The organism is Allokutzneria albata (assembly GCF_900103775.1).
GTDB classification, from domain to species: domain Bacteria; phylum Actinomycetota; class Actinomycetes; order Mycobacteriales; family Pseudonocardiaceae; genus Allokutzneria; species Allokutzneria albata.
This window is the reverse complement of record NZ_LT629701.1, coordinates 5,097,685-5,120,797: the sequence shown is the minus strand read 5'-3', so window position 1 is coordinate 5,120,797 and position 23,113 is coordinate 5,097,685. Positions and strand designations below refer to the sequence as shown.

The window sequence follows — 23,113 nt, the reverse complement described above, 5'->3', positions numbered from 1 at the left end:
TCTCGTGGTCACCGACGTGAAAGGAGCCGACACCGCCGTCACCCTGGCGGCGGGGGCGAAGATCCGCCAATTGCCTGGCGTAGGTTCTCCGCTGCGGTCTCAGATCCGCTACGATCTCAGCGTTCGCGGGTTGAGGGTGGCAGTAGAACTTCTCGCCACGGGAGCAGTAGACCCCACGGATCTATGGTCGCTCGGTACCACTTTCGTGATGTGGTTGTTTGCCAGATGGCTCGCCAGGAAGGCGGAACGCAAGTTCCGGGCCGAGTTGGAGGAAGACAACAAGCAGAACGAGGGAGGTGGTCGCCGATGACCAAACTGAACAACGCAGTCAAGTGCATCAGGCGAGGAGCGCTCCTCGCCGCACGGTTCGTTGCGAAGGTGGTCCAAGACGACCAGCGAGACCAGATGTGGGTTCTACTGCAACCCTGAGCCCGCGAGGCGAGCCAGACGGATAGGTCTCGCGGACGTCCCCCTCCGGGAGACTTCGCGGAGGGGGACAGCTGGATGACCCGTCGGTGCCTCGGGCGTAATTGACCGACGGAGGTACATGTCGGGATAAGGGTGGGCGAGTACGGAGGCGGCTCTGACGATGCGGGTCCAGGTGCCCTTCTCATCCGGAACTGGCCTGCAAATGTTGGAAGGCCGCCAGCTGGTTAACCAGAACGTGAAGAGGCTCTGCGGATAGGTGGGCGGGGGTGCACCGACTTGACCTTCCCAGTCAACGCGGCTTCGTCAACATGGTGTCGTCGGCCGACATAACTCCGGAGAACCGGGCATCGCGTACCGCAGCGCCCTACGAAGCCGAGGTCGCTCGCCGCAGCGAAGTCAGCGAGGGTGGCTTGGCGACGGAATGTGCAAAATGGCAAAGAGTGTCGCGCAATTCCCAGCCCCAGCCCCAGCCGCTGTAGCGGACGCTACGGCTTATCCCTTTACTGCCGTCTGAGTACGGCACGCGCACCCAAGCACGATTGCGAAGTCTGACTGGAGCACTAGCGTTCGCGGACATCCACGGTGATCATCAGGTCTCCCCGACCGTCTACCTCACCGGACGCGCGGAGACGCGGAAATCCGAGCCCGGCGACACGGACCGTCTTGCCGGACTTGACCCCGCCCGATATCCGGATTTTCTTCACACCGTCAAAGGTGTCCAGGTCAATGATCCCGCCAGTGCGTGCGATCTCGGCCGAGATATCGGTCGTGCAGTGCAAGTCCATACCACGCCGTTCGAAATGATCATCGGGCAGCTCGTTGAACTCGAGATAGACGTCACCGGCCGGCCCGCCACCGGGACCGGTTTCACCCTGCTCCGACAGTCGGATGCGCATACCGGTCGAAATCCCTGCGGGGATCTTGGCGGCGATACTCCTCCGCACGACGACTCGGCCGTCGCCGACGCAGCCCGGACAGGGATTTTCGATCAATGTCCCGAATCCTGTGCAGGTCTCGCAGTCCTTCTCGCCGTTGAGACCATCTCCTCTACATCGGGGACACCGCTCGACAACGGAATCCGCGGAAGTGCCGAGCCCACGGCATTCTCCACAGATGATCGCGGTTTCGACCGAGATCGTGTCGACCTTGCCCGTGACCGCGTCCTTCAGCGAGATGTCGCGCAAGATCAACGCGTCCTGGCCGCGACGGGCTCGGCGCTGCGGCCAGATTCGGACTCCGGATTTCGACAGCCGCTCCGACTGCAGCGAAATCGCCCGGTTCGCCAGGTACACTCGATGCACCAGTTCCGACGACCACTGCGGCGTCTGCTTGACGCCGGATTCCCGCAGGCGCTCGTAGACATGCTCGTAAAGCTCGTCGACAGCCACTCTGCCATCGCCATCGCGATCCGCTTCGCCCGTGCGCAGACCGTGGATGATCGCTTCGGTGAATCTCGAGGGCTCCGGTTCCAACTCCAAGAACCGATTCCCTTCCCACGCGTATTCCGTCCTGCCGGTGGCCATCAGGACGGCTCGTCCGTAACCGGCCAGTTGTTCTTTCGCGTCCATTCCGATGGCCGCTTTCATGCCCGGTACGAACGCCCCGCTGAAACAGCAGTCCAGCAGCAGCACGATCGACTTCGCGCGGCACCGGCCCATCTGGGCGTGCAGGAAACCCGCCGGGATCGACGTGGACGCCAGCAGTTCCGGATCCGTGTCCGCACACGCGAAGTACAGCAGGCCGTCATCGTCCTTCACCCCGTGGCACGAGATGTGTAGCACCAGCAAGTCGTCGGTACTCCGGTTGCGGAAGAACTCCTCAATCGCGCGCGTGGCCCGGTGCGCTGGCGCGTCGACGACCTGTTTCGTCTGGAACCATCCGATTGCGGGATCGGCCAGCACATCGGCGAGTTCGACAACGTCCGCCGCCGGTGAGCGCAGCTCAGCGAGTCGTTCGCTGCTGTAGGCGCCGGTAGCGATCAGGAGTGCGTCGCGGACGCCCACGTCTCAGTCCGCTTCCAGCTCCAACGTCTTCTTGAAGGCTTCGATCGCGCGCGCCTGCTGTTCGGCGTTCCCGCCGGTCAGCTCCAGCTTGTTGGCACCGACCTCGATCACCACACGCCGGTCTTTGTCACGGGTCACCCACGTGCGCAGCACCTGGCAGACGCCCGTGACCAGTGCAGTCAGCACCGCAGAACCACCCAGGCTCACGACCATCGCACCGATGTCGGTCCCAGTGCCCTTCGCACCATCCGGTGCGACGACTTCGGGCAGGCGGACGTCCTCGACATCCAACTCCAGCAAGGCTTTCCGGAGCTTCCGCGTCTCCGCGTCCAGCTCGTCGTCCCCCGCCACCCGCACCAGCAACGTCCTCATGCGCGCCCCCTCCTCCGCATACTCACGCATGATAGTCACTGCCCCTCACACAGCTTCCAGAACTGATCTTTAGTCGGACCACCTTCACGCCGGGGGCTCTGCCCGCAGCAGCAGCGGCCCTCCGGTCCTGGTGAGGGACGACAACTTCGGGTTGGTGAACTTGGTGCAGCACCTCCCGCAGCACCGGCTCTTCAGGCCGGCGAGGATTGCAACAGCGACATGGAGACCGCCGCGCCCAGGAAAAGGCTGCAGCATCGAGCCTTCGGGACCGGTGGGCATCGCAACACCGGATGCGGGCAGCGTGCTCGGTGACGTGGACAGAGCGCGACCGAGCGAGCTGACGCGCGACAGGGGAGGCAGTGGCCCTCGGCGTAGTGGGGCGGAGGCAAGGGTTTCCTCTGGCGAGAATCCCTTGTGGACTGACGATGTCGGGTTCGATACTCGAATGCGCTCGTAGTTCTCGCTTGGGATCCCGTACCGATACTCGATGTGGAAGGAATCTGGAGGGCCTGCCCCAACGGCGCGCGGTCGTCTGGGTAGCTGACGTGCGGTCGCAGCTGATCCCTGCAGGCTGTGTGGGGTCAGGCGGCGCGCAGATGAGTTATGGGTCGCGCATCTGCCGCAGGGCGTTCTAAGGGATGTCTCGTAACTGATCTTGGTGTTGGTGTTGGTGGGCTTGGGGTCAGCCGGTGAGAGCGAGGTTGTGGAGGTGTGCGATTCCGGATGCGGTGTCGGCCAGGGTGTGGGCGGCGCGGCGGTAGTCGCGCAGGATCTTCCAGCACTTCATGCGGGCCAGGGCGTGTTCGGCGCGGGCGCGGATACTGCGGTGGACGGTGTTGAGGTCTTCCTTCCAGTCCGGCAGGTCAGCACCGTCCCGAGGTTTGCGGTACGGCATGATCACCTCGGGGTTGCCTTGATAGCCGCCGTCGGCCATCACCGGGCGGCCAGCCAGGGCCTGTTTCATGCCGGAGTCGCGGTAGACGGTGCAGTCGTTGCGGTTACCGGGTTGCGGGTCGCCGGTGGCGATCACGAGACGGGTGTCGGCGTCGATCGCCACCTGAAGATTGGTCGAGTACCGGTAGTTCTTCGATCGCGCGGCCAGCCGGTGATCACGAGTGGGCACAAGGGTTCCATCGACGATGGCGATCTGGTCGATCCGCCGGCGACGTACCGGGGCCAGCGCCAGCAGCGGCCCGAGGCTGTCGATCACCCGGTGTGCCGCGGAGTGCGAGACCCCGAACAACGGCCCGATCTGGCGCATCGTCAGGTTCGTCCGCCAGTAGGTCGCCACCAACAGAACCCGATCGGCCAGCGGGAGCCGCCACTGGCGGCCAGGACGCCCGTCAGCGATCTCGTCACCACCTCGCCGGGCCACAACGCGCACGAGCTTGCGGAACTGCCCGGGCTCCAAGCCCGTGAACGGTGCGATCCACTCCGACCGCGATGCCGAGATCACCTGCACCCGACCATGATCGACGATCAGCCCGCGACACCCGTTACCGGGTTACGAGACATCCCTTAGCGCTCGGAGGTGCAGTTGCCTGTCTTCGGGATTCACGTGGCTGGGTCGGCGATGCGATTGTTGAGACGGTGGCAGAGGTGGTGGACAGGCGTTGCATGTCGTGGATCCCGGTAGGCAAGTGCCTAAATCAAGCTGAATGATCGGAGTTGCAGTATTGACCTTCCCATGCCTTGATCAGGACTGTGGGCATCTTGATCGACCAGTAGAGCATCGCCAGCGTCAGTGTCTCGCGGCTGTTCCATAAACCCATCGTCGCCTCCGCTCTGGGGAAATCTGGAAGGGCTAGAAATCGGACAACGGCGACGCACACGAGGATGTCTGCGCGGACTGAGGGAACTCGTTGGCGGGTCGGGTGCGAGACGCTGGCCGAGCGTCACCAAGCGCTGTCAAACTCGAATAGGTAATCTCCTGGAAGCGGTGATCTCCTCAGCGGATGCGGCCGTTGTCGCGTTCATTGAGGCGTGCCTGATCTGTGGCGGACGTAGACTGCCTGCTCTGGCTGTGCCACGTGCGCACTCGCTGCTCAGAACCCTTTGCGGACTCTGTAGGCGTGGGGGCAAGGAGAGGCGCGTCCCTCCTGCTTCACGCTGCAGAGAAGTGGCTACCGCGAGAGGAATGGGAACTTCAGGCTGAGGTCGTGTCGGTGCTGGTGCCTCGGGTGCTTGTAATGAAAAGATGGGTGGAAAGCAGAGGTTGTTGGCAGGCTTAGCGCGGATGCCTGAGCGGATTGACCGGATGACGCTTCTTCGTCGGCTAGACTATCCTGATTGTCCAGCACCGTGCGGAGGCTAGGGGTGACGATGTCGCTCGTCCTATCTTCTGGGTTGGACGTTGTCGGCGCATTCTATTACCCCGGTGTTTTTGGTCGACTCCCGCGCGTAACAGGACGACCATGATGCAGTAGTGTTGGCTACCCGGCACATGATCGGCGTCGTCTGAACGGTCCGCTGGATGACGGATGACGGACGGCGGCAAAGCTCGCCGGAAACCTTGCTTGGAGGACTGACGTGTATAACCAGACTTCTCGCGATGCAGCGCCGCTATCCGGCGGCGAGCGCGCCGAGGGTACGCTGATCCGCGCCGAATCGGGTGGGGGGTCGGCCGGTGGACGTGAGGCGAACCGGGGTGAGTCGCGGATGTCGGATCCGTTCTCAGTTCCAAGTGAGCAGGTTCTGCAGCGGGTCATTTTTCCGCGTGATGAGGACCCGCTCGATGTGCGGGCGCTGTACATAGACGAGATCGACGAGGAGAGTGCGACCTCCGACAATTTCAATGTCCTTTCCCGAACGTCCGGGGGGATTCCGCCCCGGCGTAAGGTTTCTTTCGCGTCGTACTTCAATGCTTTCCCGGCGAGCTACTGGAAGCGCTGGACGCGGCTCGACGAGGTGATCCTGCGGCTGAGCGTCAAGGGCACCGGTCGGCTTGACGTCTATCGCTCGAAGCCGAACGGCGACAGCGTCCACCTTCAGGGCACGCACATCGCCAGTCCCGACAAGTGGTGCTCTCTGGAGTTCTGCCTGTCCCTCAAGCCGTTCGAGGACGGCGGCTGGATCTGGTTCGACGCGGTGTCCAATGACACGACGCTGCTCATCGACCAAGCGGCGTGGACGACCGACATCGACTTGCCTCGGCAGACCGTGGTCGTCGGCGCGACCACGACCCGCCCGGTCGACTGCGTCGCCATGCTGCTGACGCTGGCCGAGGACCCGCAGGTGATGGATATCGTGGACCGCGTCGTCATCCCTGACCAAGGGGCACAGCGACTCCGCAATACCAAAGGTTTCGCCGAGGCGGCAAGCAAGCTTGGTGACAAGCTCCGTATCATCGAGCAGGGCAACCTCGGCGGTTCCGGCGGTTTCGCGCGGGTCATGTACGAGGGCGTGTACGAGTCGACCGCCGAGCAGATCTTGATCCTCGACGATGACATCGCGCTCGAGCCGGACAGCGTACTGAGGGTCAACGCGTTCGCCCGTGCGGCATCTCACCCGGTGATCGTCGGCGCGCACATGCTCAACCTCCAGGCCCGCTCGCGTCTGCACACGATGGGTGAGGTCGTTGACCTCAAAGTCGCTATGTGGCGCGCTGCCCCCAGCGCGGTGACCGACCACGACTTCGCCGAGAAGCCGCTGCGTAAGACGAAGGACCTGCACAAGCGCATCGACGCGGACTACAACGGCTGGTGGATGTGCCTGTTCCCACGTGAGATCATCGAAAAGATCGGCCTGCCGCTCCCGCTTTTCATCAAGCACGAAGACTCCGAGTACTCGTTGCGTGCCGCGGCGCACGACTTCCCGACGGTCAGCCTTCCGGGCGCGGCCATCTGGCACATGCCGTGGACCGATAAGAACGACGCCACCGACTGGACCATCTACTTCCACGTGCGCAATCGGATGATCCTCGCCGCGCTGCACAGCCCGGAGCAGGTCAAGTCGGCGATTATTCAGCAGATGCTGAAGCTGACGCTGCGGCACCTGCTGTCGATGGAGTACTCGACCGTCGCCCTGCAGCTCAAGGCCGTCGACGACTTCATGGCCGGACCGGACCGGCTATTCGACTCGTTGCGGACCAAACTGCCCGAGGTCCAGGAGCTGCGCAAGAACTATTCGGACGCGCAGATCGTGCCCTCCTCCAGGGAGTTCCCACCCCCATCAGCGAGTTCGGTGATGGCGGAGGGGTTGCTGAAGCCGCCAACGAGCCCGGCGGTCATTGCGGTCCGAGCGGTCAAGGCGCTACTACACAACCTGAAGGAACCGGCACAGGAGGCGCTGGAACGCCCTCAGCTCAACGTGCCAGCAGCCAATGCACTGTGGTTCCTGCTTGGCAATCTCGACAGTGCGACTGTGTCGACCGCAGACGGCAGCGGTGTCACCTTCCGTCATCGAGACCCAGAGGAGTTCCGGCGGCTCGGGCTGCGCGCGCTGAACACCTACCGCAAGCTCTCCCAGGAATGGCCACGCCTGCGTCGGAGCTACCTGGCGGCGCAGCCCACGCTCGTAAGCCCCGAGTCTTGGAAGAAGCTATACCAGTCCACCGGCACCATGTAGTCCGCAGTCCGCTCTCCTCCTGATGCACCGACGCTCGTCGACGGGTACCCAGGAGGGGAGCGTCGTGGACCGTCGGGAGTGGGGCACTGGGCACAGAGGTGCTGGTCCGCTGCGCGGTCGACGCCCCACCGAGGAAAGGCCGAGCCGGTCGCCCTCGCGTGGACCTCGATCCGCTCGGTGAACTCCTGCCACCGAGCGGCGTTCTAGCGCTCTAGGGCGGCGATGACACCAGCCCGAAGCGGCGGAAATCGCGTCAGCGAGCCGGTCGAGATCGGCAGGCATGGGAACAGGGTTGGTCGGTGTTCGGCCCGTCCTGGAGCCGGCGAAGAGCCGGTCGCTCGCGGCATCACCGTCACCCGGAACCGAACTGCGGGTTGACGACGAGCTGCGGTCGGCTGCTGTGCGCAATCGATGACGCGTGCCTGTCGAGTCCGGTGGTGTAGCGGACCCGACAAGCACGCTGCCCGGTGCGGTCGGCAAGGGGAACCGAGTTCAGTTAGTTCGGGTGGGCGCCACTTCAGATGGTCGGACGTCGTCGCGCTGCGGTCGGACCGGAGTGCCGGATTCCCAGTCCGGTATGCGATTCGGGTGTCACCACGTGACCGGCAGACCGACAAGGGCGTGCAGCTGGTCCGCGGGCTTCCACACCAATTCGCTCTCTGGCACCGCGAGCCGCAGGCCCGGGAACCGCGCAGGCAACCGGGCGAAGGTCGCGGTCAGGCAGTACCGGCTAAGGTCAGCGCCCGGGCACCTGTGCACCCCATTGCCGAACTTCAGGGTCGGCACGGGATCGGACCGGTCGAAGTCGACCGCGTCGGGATCCCAGTGCACCTCCGGATCGCGGTCCCCGGAGTCGATGTGGGTGATGACGGTTTCGCCGCGACGGATGAGTCGACCGCCGAGGCAGACGTCCGCACGCGCCGTCCGGGCGAAGTTGAGGTTCTGGAACCGTGTGTGGCGCAGTAGTTCCTCGGTCGCGGCCGGAGCCAGTGCCGGTTCCCGGGCAAGGCGGTCGAGCCGCTCCGGGAGTCGGCACAGAGCGAGGACCGTTGTCCCCAGCAATGTCGCTAGGTTGTTGTGCCCCGCGATGACGAATGCCAGCAGGTTGCCGACCAGCTCCTCCTCGGTCGGGCGGGCGCCCAGTGAGGCGATCGCGCCGATCAGGCCACCGCGGTGGGGTCGACGGGCCGCGGCCCGCAGGTAGGCGTCGAGTTCGCGGAATTCGGCGGAGGCGTCGGCCGCGAAGTACCGGGCGGCGGCCCACTGGTGGAACAGGCCGTGATCCGCCCGGGGCACGCCGAGCAACGCACAGATGGCTGTGGTCGGCAGTGACACGGCGAAGCGCGCGACGAAGTCGGCGGGCGGGCCGTGCTCGGCGAGTTCGTCGAGCAGTCGGTCGACCTCGGTCGTGATGTCCGGTTCAGCCCGCCGTGCGGTAGGCGGGAGGTCGCCGGTGATTTGCCGACGGACACTGGTGTGCCGCGGTGGGTCCATGTTGATCAGGACATCCGGGGAGGACCTGATCAACACGTCCGGTGTCGCGCCCGGAGGCGGCGGGTCGACGGCCTCGGCCCGACTGAACCGGTAGTCATCGAGCACCTGCCGGATATCGGCGTAGCGGGTGACCAACCACGCGGTGCGCCCGCTTGGGAGGCGCACCTGGGTCGGCGGCCCGGACTCTGGCGGCGCGGGCGCATCGAACGGAAAGGGGGGCGGTGAGGTGTTAGTCACGACCGACTCCGGTGAGCCAGTGGCTGCGGTTCTGCCACGGGTACGTCGGCAGTGGGACGTAACGGCCTTCCCACCGCTGACCGTTGCCCCACTCGACAGATCTGCCCATCAGATACCGCTCCGCGAGGAACATGAGCCGCGAGTCGGGTTCCGGCGCGGTCGATCCCCCGCCCTCGAGTTTGGCGACCATGCCGTCGTGCGACTCCGCGATCACCGCTAGCCGGTGCAGGTGGTGGTGTCGGCGTTTGGCAGCGCTGAAGCAGATGTCCGCGAGCTCGTGCTTCCGGCCGACGCCCCCTGGCCCGAGATAGCCGACATATCTCGCAACGAGTTCGTTGAGCGCTGCCGGCGTGCGCGCGGAGAGCAGTAGGAGGTGCCTATTCCTCGTCGACCTCACCTCCGATCTGCCCGGTGACACAGGATCGGCCTCCCGCACCACGAGGTGGGTGTTGACCGCGGAGATGCCCTGCCCGCTGATACCCGCGATGGCTGGACGCGCCCGGTCGGGCAGAGGCTCAAGCCGGGTCGGCACGACCAGCGGCAGCTCTTCCCAGGGGATCGCGGGGTTGGGCACGGTGAAGTGCAGACTCGGGACGACCTGCCGGTGCTCGAGACAGAGCACGGTTTTGATCAGCGAGGCGACGCCGGCGGCACCCTCCGTATGCCCGATGTTGGTCTTGATCGAGCCAACGAAGCAGGGTTGGTCGGCGGGGCGTCCCTCCGCGAGCACTTCGCCCAGGGCAGTGAACTCGACCGGGTCGATCAACGGGGTTCCGGTGCCGTGCGCCTCGATGTAGTCAATATCCGCCGGGCGCACTCCCGCGTTCTCGTACGCCCACCGCAGCATCTGGGCGTGTGCCTCGACCGACGGGGCCAGCAGAGAACCGCCAGACGCGCCGTCATTGCTGATCGTGCTGCCGATGAGGACGGCGCGGATCCGGTCGCCGTCCGCACGTGCGCGCGAGAGCGGCTTGAGGACGACGACGCCGACACCGTCGGAGGCCGCGAATCCGTCGGCACGGGCGTCGCCGAACTTGCAGCGTCCGTCGGGCGCCAGCACAGGGATCTGGGACAGGACGATGTCCTCGTCCGGGACGAGCTTCAAGTTGATGCCTGCGGCGATGGCCATCGTGGTCTCACCCGCGCGGAGGCTCTGGCACGCAAGGTGCACCGCGACGAGAGAGGACGAGCAGGCCGTGTCGAGCGTGATGCTGGGGCCGAGGAGATCGAAGGTGTAAGACAATCGGCCGGACAGGACGCTGCGGTTGTTATAAACCAGGGAGCCCGTCAGCGACGTCAATCCGCGCCTCACCGCGAGTTCCCAGTAATCGAGGCGCACCGCGCCGACGTAGACCCCGGTGCGGGTGCCGGCCACGTGCTCGAAGGGGATGCCGGCGTCCTCAAGCGCCTCCCATGTCGTCGTCATCAGTAGCCGTTGCTGAGGGTCAAGGTCGTCGGCCTCCGTGGCGCTCAGGCCAAAGAACTCCGCGTCGAACCGGTCGATACCGTCGAGGTAGCCGGATCGGCGGCTGATGATCTTGCCGGGCGCCGGTTCGGACGAGTGGAGGAGGTCGACGGGAAACCTGTCGGCGGGTGTCTCGCTCGTCGCATCACGCCCCTCCGCCAGGAGGTCCCACAGTTCGTCGACGCTGTCCGCGCCCGGCAGGCGGCAGGCCATGCCGACGATCGCGATGGGCTCGCCCACAGCGCTCATGATGCACACCCCTTTGAGTTGACTGTGTCGATGTCGAACCGCCCGGTGGAGGCGTACCGTGCGGAGATCCCGGCCAGTTCGGCGGGGGAGATCACCTCGTCGATATCTGTGAAGCCGTTCGGCGCCCGCTGGTGTGCCATGGTGATGACGACCTCCGGTCCCATCCGTCGGTTGCTGGTCTGGATTTCGGTCGTGACCGGTCGGCGAATGCGTTCGTACTCCGCGAGGGCCGCCGTCGCGGGACTATGCTGCGATAACGCATCGGCGAGCGCGCACGCGTCGACGACGGCCTGCGTTGCACCGTTGGAACCAGCTGGGTACATCGGGTGCGCTGCGTCGCCGAGAAGCGTCGTCCTGCCGACGCTCCACCTAGACAACGGATCTCGGTCGAGCATCGGGTACTCGAAGACCTCCTTGGTCGCGGCGAGCACACCGCCGATGTCCAGCCACGGGAACCTCCAGTCACCGAACTCCGCCATTGCCGCGGACACGGGAACTCGCTTCCGGGGGCTTGGGGCCGCGTCTGGCACGGTCGTCGAGGGCGCCGCGGCGACCCAGTTGATCAACACGCGGCCTGACGCCGGGTCGCGGCGGACCGGATAGAGGACCACCCGCCGCACGTCGTCGCCCGTGACGATCATCGAACTGCCGGTGAGGAACGGTTGGCCCCAGGTGGTGCCGCGCCACATGACCAGGCCATTCCACGGCGGCGGCCCTTCGTCCGGGTACAGCGCGGCGCGCACCGTCGAGTGGATGCCGTCCGCGCCGACCAAGACGTCGGCCTCAAGCGTGGTCCGCCGTCCGTCCGGGTGCGCCAGCCGGGCGACTACTGGGCCGTTCGGGCCGTCTGTGTGGGAGGCCAGACGCGCCCCGGTGATCACCGCGTCGGCGCCGAGCCGTGCGCGGACGGCGTCGAGGAGGACGCGCACGAGGTCACCGCGATGGATCGAGAACTGCGGCCAGCGGTATCCCGCGTCCAGTCCGCGGGGTTCCTGCCAGATCAGGTCCCCGTACCGGTTGTAAAATGCCAGCTGTTTCGTCGCGACAGCCGATTCGGCTAGCTTGTCCAGCAGGCCGAGCGCGGCGAGTTCTCGCACCGCGTTGGGCAGGATGTTGAGACCGACTCCGATGGGGGCGACGCACGACGCTGCCTCGACGACACGGACGTTGAGACCCGACCGGTGCAACGCCAGGGCTGCAGTCAGACCTCCCACACCCGCACCGACAACCAGAACCCTGGGCACGGCGTCACCTGTTCCGCACGCGGGCGGGCCTGGCGGAGCGCCTTCGCCCCCGTCCACCGACGAAGGCGCTACGGACCATGGTTGCGTTCTCTCGGGTGAATGCGATGACCTGCTCCAGCATCTGAACGGTGCCACCGCCGCTCCCGAGTTCGTACAGCCGGTTTTCCTCGGCGTAAGCCTGACGGGCGATCGCGAGGTGCTTGGCCCGGAAGACCACCAGAGCGTGCAGCGCGCGTGCCAACGCCTCTGCGCTCGCCCTGAGGTTCTGCGCGAAGTCACCACGCGGCATGAAAACCGCGGCGGTCTTGAGCTGGGTCACCAGTGACGGACTCGCGGCCCACTTCTCGGTGAGTTCGGGCCAACCCGGCAGGCCGTACTGGGCGGACTCGCGCCAGAACTCCTCGTATGCGGCGTCCCCGTGGTCGCTTGCCCACAGCAACAGGTCCACCATCGCCAGGGGTACGTGAGCGGCAGCAGGGCCCAAGTATCTGGCCCCGTCGACGCGGATCTCCTCGTAGTAGGGGCGCAGCGTCCGGGCGAAGAACTCCGGTGTCACGTTGGCCGTCACGGTGTCGAGCGCGTCCTCCAGAGGACGCAGGCGGCTCACCAGTTCGTTCGCCGCGAGGACGAAGTCCAGGCTGCCGAGATCAGTCGAGGTCAGCCTGCGGCATACGTCGACCGCGGCGGACAGCTGAGGCAGGGAGAAGCGGACCGACGACAGCAGCATCGTCTCCATCCGGTCACCGGTATAGGTTCGCTCCCGGTGCCCGGTCGGGTTCCAGGTGATGTAGTGGTGGATGGTGTCGCGCGGCACCATCCCCGTTCGCCCGCCTAAATCGAGTAGGACGTCCTCCAGGCCTGGGACCACTTTGGTCGGCTCTGCGCCGTGCCGCTTGACCGAGCCGAGGAGAATTCCCAGGTCCCGCATCACGGCGAGGGATTCGGGGAGCGGACGGTCGGCGGTCTCCCGCGCCAATCTGACGAGGTCCGACAGCATGCCGATCAGTCCGCGCAGATCGCCTGTCGCGTTCATCCTCCACAGGTCGCGCAGCATTTCGTCCATGCCCAGCGGATCCAGCGCGGCCACCCGGTCGTCGTCGAGTCCACGCACTGGAAGCGAGCGCGTCGCCAGCCTTCTCATGTGGATGATCGCCTTCCCGTAAGGGGCGCGGGGCCGATCGCTGTGTCGCCGAAGGACCTGTCCACCCTGCGCATCGCGAGACGGAGGATGGGGGGAGCCATCACGGAGGTGAGCACAGCCAGCAGCACGATGATCGTGTAGGTCTCGGTGTTGAGGATCCCGGCTCTGAGCCCGACAGAGGCGATGATGATCTCGACGACGCCTCTGGCGTTCATGCCTGCGCCCAGCGCTACGGCCTCCCAGCGATTCATCCCGGTCAGCGCGGCACCGAGCCCCGCACCGAGGAACTTCCCCGTGACGGCGAGCGCGACGATGAGTACACCCGCACCAGCGACCACGGGGTGGAACAGCGCCCGCAGGTCGACCCGCAGGCCAACAGCTGCGAAGAAGAGCGGCGCCAACACCGACAGCACCACCGTGCGGAGCGGATCGACCCAGTCCGGTCGCAGGTCCCGGCAGGTACCAAGCAGGATGCCGCAGCTGAACGCACCGAAGACGGCCTCGAGACCGAGGGCGTGGGTCGCCGCAGAGCAGAGCAGGACCAAGACCACCGCGGTCGCCACCGGGACGGCGCGGTCGCCGGAGCGGAGTGCGAGACGCATCGCGGCTCGCACCAGGTGGTGGCCGGCGGTTGCCATGAACACCAGGAAGAACAGCAGGGACAAAATCGACCAGGCCACACCGGCGAAGTACAGCCCGCCCGCGGCGACGGCCGACACCACCGAGAGCAGCAGCCAGCCGACCGCGTCGTCGATGGTGCCCGCCATGAGGATCAGCTGCCCGATCCGGTGGTCTATCAGTCGCATGTCCATCAGCGTCTTGGCAATGACCGGAATGGCGCTGACGCACAATGCGATTCCCAGGAAGAGCGCGAACACCGTCCTGGAGTGCTGCGCCTGAATGAGGGAGGTGGGCAGGAGGAAGCCCGCTCCGACGCCAAGGCCGAGCGGTATCACCAGACCCGTCAGGCTGACCGCAGTGGCGCTGCGGCCGTGTGCGCGGATCAGCCCGAGATCCATGTGGGTCCCGGTCACCGCGACCAGGAGCAGGACCCCGAGCTGACCCGCTGCGTCCAGCAGGTTCATCTGCTCCGCCCGCTGCGGTAGCAGCCACTCGGTGACGCCGGGCGCGAAATGGGCCAGCACCGACGGCCCCAACAGCACCCCTGCAGTCAACTCGCCGACGATGGCTGGCATGCGCCACCGCACGGCCAGCCTGCCGAGCAGCAGGGCGGTACCGAGCAGCAGACTGACCTGGAGCAGGAAGATCAGTAGGAGGTGACCGGAGAACGGGGCGACGACAGGCATCATTTCGACCAGGCTCCGTTGGTCAGACGGACCGACGGACGAACGGACGTCCCTTGAGGTTGGTCGTGACGACCTTGTTGAAGTCGTAGCTGTTCTCGCCGCTGACCAGCACCGACCCGAACCGGTCGAGGGACACGCGACCGCCGTACTCCTCGATCACCTCGGTGTCCGGATAGACCCGCACGCGGGTCGGCACGTAACGCGAGGCGAAACCCAGCCGCATCTCCTTCTTCGTCCCCCGGTGCGGATAGGACGCGTGCATCAGGGTGGACAGGAAGATGATGCACTGGCCGCGCTTCAACTCGATCGGGACGGCCTTGCTCTCGTCCGGCTCGAAGTCGGGGTCGATTCGCAGCTCGCGGTAGTCGTAGCCGTAGAAGCCCCGGTTGACGCCCGCCTTCTCGACCTGGTTGAACTTGTCCGGTCGGTACTCCATGGGCTTGCTCTCGTCGTAGTTCATGTGCAGGTGGGTGCCTGGGATGAACTGCAGGCAAGCGGTTTCGGTCGTGGTGTCAGTGAAGGCGGTCCACACTGTGACCGTGCCGCCGCGGATGAAGCTGGGGTCGTCGGTTGGCCACAGGATCTGCGGGGTGCCACTCGCGTTCGCGAACGTGTCAGCCTGGTGCCAGTCGGTGCCCTCATCACCCGCGTGTTTCGGGAAGAACTCGGTGCGCCAGCAGAGCACGTCGTCGCCGAGCACGGACGCGACCCGGTCGACGATCTTCGCGTTCATGACGTGGTCTGTGAGGAAGTCGATGTCGAGGTGCCGGTCGTAGTTCGCGATGTTGGTGACGCCGGCCACCTCGTCGAACGAATCTAGCGGGTACGCCGCGTGCGTGCGGTCGTACATTTCAGCGCGCGCCTTTTCCCACAGCTCGTCGAGCTGTTCCGGCGTGTAGATGGTGAACGGACCGATGTAGCCGTTCTGCTTGAATTGCTCCACTTCAGACGCCGACAGGCGGTAATTGTCGGACGTGACTTTGGTCGCGTTTCCGGACATGCTCTCTCCTCGGTATCGATCAGCTGGTCTGCGGTACGGCAGCGGCCTTGACGAGCGCGTCCCGGATACTCTCTCGGAACAGCGTTGCCGGGTCGACGGCGATGTTGTGCTCCGCGAGCAGGCGGGCGCGCAGGCGCATCGAGATCATCGAGTTGCCGCCGGCCTTGAGGAAGTTGTCGCTGGCAGTCACCTCCGGGTCGTCGACCTCGTGGCGAATCCAGGAGACGAACTCGGACTCAACTTCGGCTGTGTGCGGCGTCTGCGCCGATGACTGGTCTGGGCTCAACTGGATGACTCCATTTCTCGAGTGATCACTGCGGTGTCGACCTTCCCGTTGACGGTCAATGGGAACTCGGCGAACAGGCGGTAGCGGTCGGGCACCATGTAACGAGGAATCCGGGTGGCGAGTTCATTCCGGAATTCGCGCGGCGGTATTGGTTTGCCGGACCCGGTCGTGTATGCGCACGCGAGCACCGGAACACCGTCCCGGTCGACCAGGGCGACGCACACCCGTTGGACGTCGCGCACCGCAGTAGCGGCGACCTCGACCTCTCCGATTTCGATGCGGTGGCCGCGGATCTTCACCTGGTTGTCCGCACGACCGAGGTGCACTAGGACCCCGTCACGCCACTCGACCACGTCACCGGTTCGGTAGAAGACTGGAGAGTCGGACCGGTCGGCCGGATAGCGTCCGAACCGCTCAGCGGTGAGTTCAGGGCGGTTCAGGTAGCCGCCCGTGACCTGAGGGCCGGAGACCAGGAGTTCCCCGTGGTCACCGGGCGCGTCACCGTCCGCGACGACCTTGCAGACGAATCCGGGAAGCGGTTTGCCGATCACCGACGCATCGGACGTTAGGTTGGCTGCGGTGATCCGGTGGAACGTGGTGTGGACGGTTGCCTCGGTGAGCCCGTACATGTTGACCAACCGGGGCTGATCAAGGCCGAACCTCTCGACCCATGGGAGCAGCGCCGAGCCGATCAGCCGTTCCCCACCGAAGACCACGTAACGGAGCGCGAGCCCGTCTTGACCTGTCCTCGACCGGAGTTCCTGCCCGAGGATGCCGAAGGCGGTCGGGGTCTGGCTCAGCACCGTGATCCCTCGCGCGGTGATGAGCTCGGCGCACAGGTCCGGCGACAGCTTGTCCCACTTGTCGAGCACGACCGACCTGCCGCCGGTCAGGAGCGGTCCCCACAGCTCCCACACCGAGAAGTCGAATGCGAATGAGTGGTAGAGCAGCCATCGGTCGTCGGGTCCGACGTCGAACAGGCCTGACGTCGCGTCGAACAGGGCCAATAGGTTCCGGTGTGTGACTGGGACGCCTTTCGGTCGTCCGGTCGTGCCGGAGGTGTAAATGACGTACGCGGTGTCCGCGCCAGTTCCCTCCGGCGTCGACGGGGTGTCCACGGCCGCGCCTCCGGAGCGCCAGAGGTCGCGCACCGAAGATGCGGCGAGCCGTTTGGCGTCATGGTCGAACGCGACATCGCCGAGGATGCCCCGGGGTTTGCAGTCGGCGACGATGACGCTATTGCGATCGGCCGGGCTGTCGACGTCTAACGGCACGTACGCGGCTCCGCACCGCAGGATCGCGAGAATCGCGACGACGATGTCCAGGCCGGGCTCGAGGTGGATCGCAACGCGATCTCCGTTGATGATGCCGAATTCCTCCGCCAGCCGGGCAGCCATCCGCTGCGATGCTTGCCGGAGTTCGGTGTAGGTGAGTTCTGCGCCGTCGAACTCGACCGCCGTCGAATCGCCACAGGCGGCGGCGACCGCGTCGAAACGGTGTATCAGAGTCTGGCTGTTCAACCGGATACTCCCGGATCGGTTTATGAGTTCCCCCGGCGATTCCCGGGAAAGAGCGATGTATGCCGGCCGTAGTAGACCGGATTTCTCTACTTTGCGCCTCCACGGGCACGTGGACCGATGCGACGTTCGTCGTGCGGCGACGGACGGATCAGAACCACTACTGCGAGGTGGGCTAGATTATTCCGATAGGTCGTTGACGTGTGGCCGCGTGAATGTTGCCGAGTTGACGGAAAGAGTTAAGCGGAGTCGGATATGGGGCTTCTGGAATTGAATCGTGATACAGCGTTTAAGTCATCTGGTTCGACTGGAATTCGCGGATGTATGTCGGCGCAATTCTGCTCGACGTAGTCTGGGCGCCTACAGTGCCCCTTTGGGTTGAATGTGAACTTTCAGTCTTATTGGACGTTGAGTAATTGGGACCATAGCGTGCATTGACTCTCGCTTATGTCGATCTTAGGAAATCTCGATCTCTTCATTGAAGACATTGCTTACGGCGAATTCTCCTCTTCTTGCAAATCTTGTCCACGTCGCTTGGGTGGAACTCTCAACAAGCAGGCTAGGTGCATGAGTAGGCGGCATGGGGAAGTTTCACCGGCAATAACACGGCAGAAGAGCAGGCAGCTCGTGTTGCAGAACTGCCGCAGGCCGCCAGAGTTCCCTCATGACGCCGAGGCCTAAGGGATGTCTCGTAACCCGGTAACGGGTGTCGCGGGCTGATCGTCGATCATGGTCGGGTGCAGGTGATCTCGGCATCGCGGTCGGAGTGGATCGCACCGTTCACGGGCTTGGAGCCCGGGCAGTTCCGCAAGCTCGTGCGCGTTGTGGCCCGGCGAGGTGGTGACGAGATCGCTGACGGGCGTCCTGGCCGCCAGTGGCGGCTCCCGCTGGCCGATCGGGTTCTGTTGGTGGCGACCTACTGGCGGACGAACCTGACGATGCGCCAGATCGGGCCGTTGTTCGGGGTCTCGCACTCCGCGGCACACCGGGTGATCGACAGCCTCGGGCCGCTGCTGGCGCTGGCCCCGGTACGTCGCCGGCGGATCGACCAGATCGCCATCGTCGATGGAACCCTTGTGCCCACTCGTGATCACCGGCTGGCCGCGCGATCGAAGAACTACCGGTACTCGACCAATCTTCAGGTGGCGATCGACGCCGACACCCGTCTCGTGATCGCCACCGGCGACCCGCAACCCGGTAACCGCAACGACTGCACCGTCTACCGCGACTCCGGCATGAAACAGGCCCTGGCTGGCCGCCCGGTGATGGCCGACGGCGGCTATCAAGGCAACCCCGAGGTGATCATGCCGTACCGCAAACCTCGGGACGGTGCTGACCTGCCGGACTGGAAGGAAGACCTCAACACCGTCCACCGCAGTATCCGCGCCCGCGCCGAACACGCCCTGGCCCGCATGAAGTGCTGGAAGATCCTGCGCGACTACCGCCGCGCCGCCCACACCCTGGCCGACACCGCATCCGGAATCGCACACCTCCACAACCTCGCTCTCACCGGCTGACCCCAAGCCCACCAACACCAACACCAAGATCAGTTACGAGACATCCCTTAGGAGCCCTTTCGCATCGTGGCTTTCATACCGCACCGCACTTCGCTGACCGTAGGGCGCTCCGCGCACCTGCCCGCCGAACGCGCCTGCGGAAGTGATCCAAGTGGAGGTGTCGCTGACCGCGACGGAGGCGGCTGAACTCGTGGTGGACCGCCTCGGCACGCTGCTCGTGACACCTGCGGCTTCGTCGAGGAGTCGTCAGGTGTCGAGCGGCGACACTTGTAGCGCGTGCGAGTGGAAGTGCAGAACATCGACACGGCCCAAAGGAAGCCGCACGTGTCGGAAAGGCGCCAGCACGGTCATCCAGCGGCATGAACTGGAGGTGTTGCAGAAGCGGCAGAACATGCGCGACACGGATCGTGTTAGTGGGGAGCTGCCGCGTTGGAGCTGAGGGCCACTGCCTGGCTCACGCTGGACGAGCTGGCTGCGGCGCACGACGCAAGCAACCACGGTAGTCACACGGTTCGTGCATCGCGGCGGTCACTCGAATCCCGACCGGCTGGCGCCCGCCGGTGAGCCTCGTTGCCTGAGGTGTTCTCTGCACGGTGACCGCGTCCCGCAACCATGTCCGAGCAGCCCGATGACGGAGAGGAACACCGGGCGGACAGCGACTTTCGCGTACTGCTCGTCATCATTACGATCGCTCGGATGAGGAAGTCCTTCCTCCTGCGGGTTCTGGCCATCTGGGCGAATGAACTCACCGGAACAGAGACAGCAGTTGTGGCCGGCCTGCTGTTCGTGGCGCTGGCCATCCTCAGGACGATTTGCTAGCGGACGCCAAAGGTGGGGCGCAGACGGCCAACCAGAGCCTGCGCCTGTTCGGTCTGCTCGGCGGGCGGCTGGCAGGGCCGTGGCGCTGATCACCGCCATCCTGCTGGCGGTCGCGGCGTCAGCGCCACTCGGCCTGTGGTCGACGACCCAGGAACCTCACTCAGTGGCCACGGCTGGCACCGGGAGATCGGGGAAGGCATGACCGCCGTCTTCCACGACTCGCGCTGCGCTCCGTCGTCACCGGTACCGCGATCACGATCCTGGCGCTCCAGATGGTCGACGCCGCAATCTTCGCACTCGTCGAGTCCGGGCGGTACCGGCCACCTGAGTTCGTCGGCGTGCTGGTGAGCAGTTGCGACGATGGTCGTGGGCCTTTTGGTGTCCGCGCTCTACCTCTGGTCCGGCCGTCGCTCCGGCGAGCTTCGGCCCCCCGCTCTCGCCGACCTCGAGGACGAAGCGGTGACGGCCGAAACCAGTCAACGGCGTGCCGGGGTGTGACCGCTGCGGGCCCCGCAGTGCGCCGTGCGTACCAAATTCAGCAAGGAGAACCGCGGCTCACCTACCGCCCGGTTGTGCCGGACGAGACCGCAGCGGACGAGCAGCTCCATGTGCTCAATCGCGTCGGCGCATGCCAGCTCGGCCGCTGCGGCGGCCTCGTCCAAGCTCCAGACACCGCCGGAGGACGCCAGCGGTTCCAACAAAGCTTGTTCCGCACCCCGGAGCAAGCTGAGACTCTCCTCCAAAGACGAGAGTAACAGCTCGCCGGAGCCAACACTTGAACGCCAATCTCGGATGGCATGCGGTTGGTCGATCAACTGGTCGACCAACCGCTGAGGAGAACGCATGGTGCACATGGCCGCTCCGAGTTCGAGGGCTCGGGGCAATCCGTCGAGGAGCCAACAAAGGCGTGCCACAGCCACGGCGTTGTCATCGCGGAGTTGGAACCAGGGGGACACGCGGCGCAAGTGCCACAGGAGCAGTCGTACTGATGGGTTGGCGGTGAGGTCCTTGAGCTCTTTGTCCAACGTGGGAACTGCCAGCGGCCCCACCGGGAACACCAGTTCCCGCGGCAGACCCAGCGGCGCTCGGGCGGTGATCAGCACATGCGGGCGGGGTACCTGCCTAAGCAATTCGGTGAGAAACCGGGCGGAGCCTCCTGAAGCTCCGTCGAGCACCACCAGAACTTTGGACATGTCTCCCGATCTGGAGTCCTCACCGCTTCCTAGCGACAGGAGCTTTGATGGGGCATACAGCTCATAGGTGTCCATATGGGACGCGATCGTCTCGTGGGAGGAGAGCCAGACAACTCGCCAGTCTGACTGGCGCAGGATCACCTTCGACACCTCCGACACGAGTCGCGTCTTGCCGACCCCGGCGACTCCCACCACCGAGATCACCTGTTCGGCGTCGGTGGTCAACAATTCGGTGAGGATGGCCGCTTCTGCTTCCCGACCGATGAACGGCCCGGAGAAGGCTGGAGGGCTTGTCCAGCCAGCGCCCGGAATGCCATCGCGCGCAGTGGGATCCGGGGCGGTTTCATACGCAGCTGCCTCGAATGCCTTGCGCTGCGGCCCAACGAGCTGCAATCCGTTGGCGAGCAGCCGCACGGTCTGCTCGCGGGGCCGTTGAACCCGGCCGGCTTCGAGGTCTCGGATGGCGCGCACGCTCAAGGCCGTCAGGTCGCCCAGTACCTTCTGACTGAGGCGCTTACGCTGCCGGAGTTCCCGGAGTACGCGCCCAAACGGGAGATCGTCACGCACAGCCCACCACCGCACAGCAGCGAACCGCGAGGTAGCGGTCCGCAACGAGTTCGGGGCGGCCGACGTAACCCCATGCGACCTCGGCGCCCGCGATGCACAATTCGCTGGCCTCCTCGTCGGCGACCGGCAGGACCTGCTCATCGAGCGTGTGCAGTTGGTTGTGGTCCAGCGCTTGCCCTATCGCGACGGCCTGGACCGGCGAGTGCGCCGAGAAGACCTCCTGGTTGCTGGCGAAAGGAGTGATCTCGGTGGGGTTATCCATCCCCCGCAGGACCTCGCTGGAACATGCTTGCTGCACACGCCTCACAGCGGCGGGTGAGACCAAGTCGCCCCCTGTCCGCGCTTCCTGGACGTTCGCGAAGATGTCCGGTGCTTCCTCGGCGATGACACGGAACAGCCCTGTTGCCGCGGGAATGGCGGTGATGTTCTCCCTAATGAGCCGACTTCGCAGCGTACTAATCTCGACGTCGCCGGACGGTGCGACGACGACGCAGCCGCCGGACAGCAACGGAACCCGGACTTCGTGAGTGGAAACGTCCAGACCAGCTGCATTGGCAGCCTGCCGGTGCCACCCCGGGTGTTGACTGCGTCCGTAAAAACGCCAGACGCTCAGATGCCAGGTTAATGAATCGATCACACACAAAAATTGGAGCCTAGTGCGCTGCCATGTGTCAGAATCAGCACTCCCCGGAAAGTGTAGTTCAACGCCAGTGGTCATATTCTGTATATTCGCCGTCCGGCCGCTCCTGTTAGATCCGTGATCCGCGTAGTGACCCGGATGCACTCCAATGCTCCTGGTGGAATCTTCTTGACATCCGCCCAAAGCTCCCCCTCGAAAAGTGCAACAACGTCGACAGTCGACGCTCCACCCTGTAGCAGATGGTAAACGAAAGCGATTTTTCATTGACAGCTCCCCGTGCTGCAATGAATTTAGCCAACCCATGGGTACCGCGAGAACCCCTCAAACCTCGCAGTACCTGTAACGAGTGGCAGCACAGCGCCCGCTGTTATCCGTAATCACCATGAACGACGCACGTGTACGTAAGGCCAGTTTGTGACCCCCCAGCGCTTCAAAAGAGTCGGTACCCTATAGGCAAGGGTAGGCCACTAGGGTAGTGAATAGATGTTGGCACTTCCGGGATGGCAACCGGCCCGCTGACGTTCGCCTTATTCTCCGCCCATTCCTTACTGTACATAGTAGTCGTAATTTCATTGAAGCCTGGCAATCCGGACAAGGCTATGCGCAACTATTTTCCCCGAGTTGCACGCGTAGCGCCAGTGGCGCCTACCGAAAATTTCGGCTGCCCTCGAACCCGACCCCGATGGTCAAACGCTATGTCGGTTCGCTGAGAAAACTGTCTTCGCTCCGGCACTGCGCCTCGACGCTCCGGCTGTCCATGTCGTCAACAGTAGAAAGCACCTCGGCGTTCAGCAACCCATGAGAATGCCGTCACCCGATCGTGTATTCTCATGGGTAAAAATCCAGGTAGATGCCACCCTAGGTGTCTGGCGCGCCTCTGCGCTGCATCGTATGACGTCGAGCCAGCTGGCGAGGCGCTCTCCTTAATCTTCACTCAGGAGCAAGGCCGTTGAGGTGAGAGCCTTCATCTGGGTTGATGTGTCTCGGGGCAGCATCTACGCTCAGAGCCCACGGCGGGCTCGACAGCGACCTCGTGCAGGGCGCAGCTCGTTTCGACCGCGGAGTGA

General features: G+C 64.8%; 17 protein-coding genes. 4 read left to right on the top strand and 13 right to left on the bottom strand.

The annotated features are described in order from the left end of the window. The first annotated feature begins 4 nt into the window (after positions 1–4). Positions 5–310, top strand: a complete 306-nt coding sequence (locus tag BLT28_RS40365; protein ID WP_156051845.1) for a hypothetical protein — start codon at positions 5–7, stop codon at positions 308–310. Between the two features lie 679 nt (positions 311–989). On the opposite strand, the gene BLT28_RS22860 is transcribed toward BLT28_RS40365, so the two are convergent. From BLT28_RS22860 to BLT28_RS22850, 3 genes are all read right to left on the bottom strand, one after another. Beyond that, complete coding sequence (locus BLT28_RS22860) at positions 990–2,432, bottom strand: caspase, EACC1-associated type (protein ID WP_083383780.1); 1,443 nt, start codon at positions 2,430–2,432, stop codon at positions 990–992. A 3-nt stretch (positions 2,433–2,435) separates the two neighbouring features. Further along, positions 2,436–2,804, bottom strand: a complete 369-nt coding sequence (locus tag BLT28_RS22855) for a hypothetical protein (RefSeq protein ID WP_043814231.1) — start codon at positions 2,802–2,804, stop codon at positions 2,436–2,438. Positions 2,805–3,486: 682 nt separating this feature from the next. After that, positions 3,487–4,266 (bottom strand): transposase family protein, encoded by a 780-nt coding sequence (locus BLT28_RS22850; RefSeq protein ID WP_081900891.1) that lies wholly within the window; start codon positions 4,264–4,266, stop codon positions 3,487–3,489. Positions 4,267–5,333: 1,067 nt separating this feature from the next. Between BLT28_RS22850 and BLT28_RS22845 the strand changes: the two genes are divergently transcribed. After that, positions 5,334–7,370: a glycosyltransferase gene (locus BLT28_RS22845; RefSeq protein WP_231950387.1), complete on the top strand. Its 2,037-nt coding sequence runs from the start codon at positions 5,334–5,336 to the stop codon at positions 7,368–7,370. A 591-nt stretch (positions 7,371–7,961) separates the two neighbouring features. Here BLT28_RS22845 and BLT28_RS22840 read toward each other — a convergent pair. From BLT28_RS22840 to BLT28_RS22805, 8 genes are all read right to left on the bottom strand, one after another. Further along, positions 7,962–9,029 carry a cytochrome P450 gene (locus BLT28_RS22840; protein WP_156051910.1) on the bottom strand — a complete coding sequence of 356 codons (1,068 nt, stop codon included), beginning with the start codon at positions 9,027–9,029 and terminating at the stop codon, positions 7,962–7,964. A 64-nt stretch (positions 9,030–9,093) separates the two neighbouring features. Then, on the bottom strand, positions 9,094–10,806 hold the full coding sequence (locus tag BLT28_RS22835; RefSeq protein ID WP_231950386.1) for a type I polyketide synthase: 1,713 nt from the start codon (positions 10,804–10,806) through the stop codon (positions 9,094–9,096). A gap of 5 nt (positions 10,807–10,811) precedes the next feature. Then, positions 10,812–12,059 (bottom strand): flavin-dependent oxidoreductase, encoded by a 1,248-nt coding sequence (locus BLT28_RS22830; protein ID WP_030433856.1) that lies wholly within the window; start codon positions 12,057–12,059, stop codon positions 10,812–10,814. Between the two features lie 4 nt (positions 12,060–12,063). Then, entirely contained in the window at positions 12,064–13,200 is a 1,137-nt protein-coding gene (locus BLT28_RS22825) for a monodechloroaminopyrrolnitrin synthase PrnB family protein (RefSeq protein WP_063766719.1), read from the bottom strand. After that, positions 13,197–14,507, bottom strand: coding sequence for a cation:proton antiporter (locus BLT28_RS22820; protein WP_269459667.1), 1,311 nt, complete (start codon positions 14,505–14,507; stop codon positions 13,197–13,199). Before BLT28_RS22820 ends, BLT28_RS22825 begins: the two co-directional genes overlap by 4 nt. Positions 14,508–14,529: 22 nt before the next feature. Further along, positions 14,530–15,507 carry a chlorinating enzyme gene (locus tag BLT28_RS22815; RefSeq protein ID WP_030433859.1) on the bottom strand — a complete coding sequence of 326 codons (978 nt, stop codon included), beginning with the start codon at positions 15,505–15,507 and terminating at the stop codon, positions 14,530–14,532. A gap of 19 nt (positions 15,508–15,526) precedes the next feature. After that, positions 15,527–15,793, bottom strand: a complete 267-nt coding sequence (locus BLT28_RS22810) for a phosphopantetheine-binding protein (protein ID WP_030433860.1) — start codon at positions 15,791–15,793, stop codon at positions 15,527–15,529. Beyond that, complete coding sequence (locus BLT28_RS22805) at positions 15,790–17,313, bottom strand: amino acid adenylation domain-containing protein (protein WP_052408286.1); 1,524 nt, start codon at positions 17,311–17,313, stop codon at positions 15,790–15,792. Before BLT28_RS22805 ends, BLT28_RS22810 begins: the two co-directional genes overlap by 4 nt. A gap of 734 nt (positions 17,314–18,047) precedes the next feature. Here BLT28_RS22805 and BLT28_RS22800 point away from each other — a divergent pair. Both BLT28_RS22800 and BLT28_RS41000 read left to right on the top strand, forming a co-directional pair. Then, the gene (locus BLT28_RS22800) at positions 18,048–18,827 is read left to right on the top strand and encodes a transposase family protein (RefSeq protein ID WP_081900891.1); all 780 of its coding nucleotides are present in this window, start codon (positions 18,048–18,050) and stop codon (positions 18,825–18,827) included. Positions 18,828–19,439: 612 nt separating this feature from the next. Then, positions 19,440–19,646, top strand: coding sequence for a hypothetical protein (locus tag BLT28_RS41000; RefSeq protein ID WP_030433554.1), 207 nt, complete (start codon positions 19,440–19,442; stop codon positions 19,644–19,646). Positions 19,647–20,122: 476 nt separating this feature from the next. Here BLT28_RS41000 and BLT28_RS22790 read toward each other — a convergent pair whose 3' ends face one another. Then, complete coding sequence (locus tag BLT28_RS22790) at positions 20,123–21,406, bottom strand: helix-turn-helix domain-containing protein (protein WP_052408214.1); 1,284 nt, start codon at positions 21,404–21,406, stop codon at positions 20,123–20,125. Continuing rightward, the gene (locus tag BLT28_RS22785; RefSeq protein WP_162184954.1) at positions 21,399–22,043 is read right to left on the bottom strand and encodes an AMP-binding protein; all 645 of its coding nucleotides are present in this window, start codon (positions 22,041–22,043) and stop codon (positions 21,399–21,401) included. The genes BLT28_RS22790 and BLT28_RS22785 overlap by 8 nt, the downstream gene beginning before the upstream one ends. Positions 22,044–23,113: the final 1,070 nt, after the last annotated feature.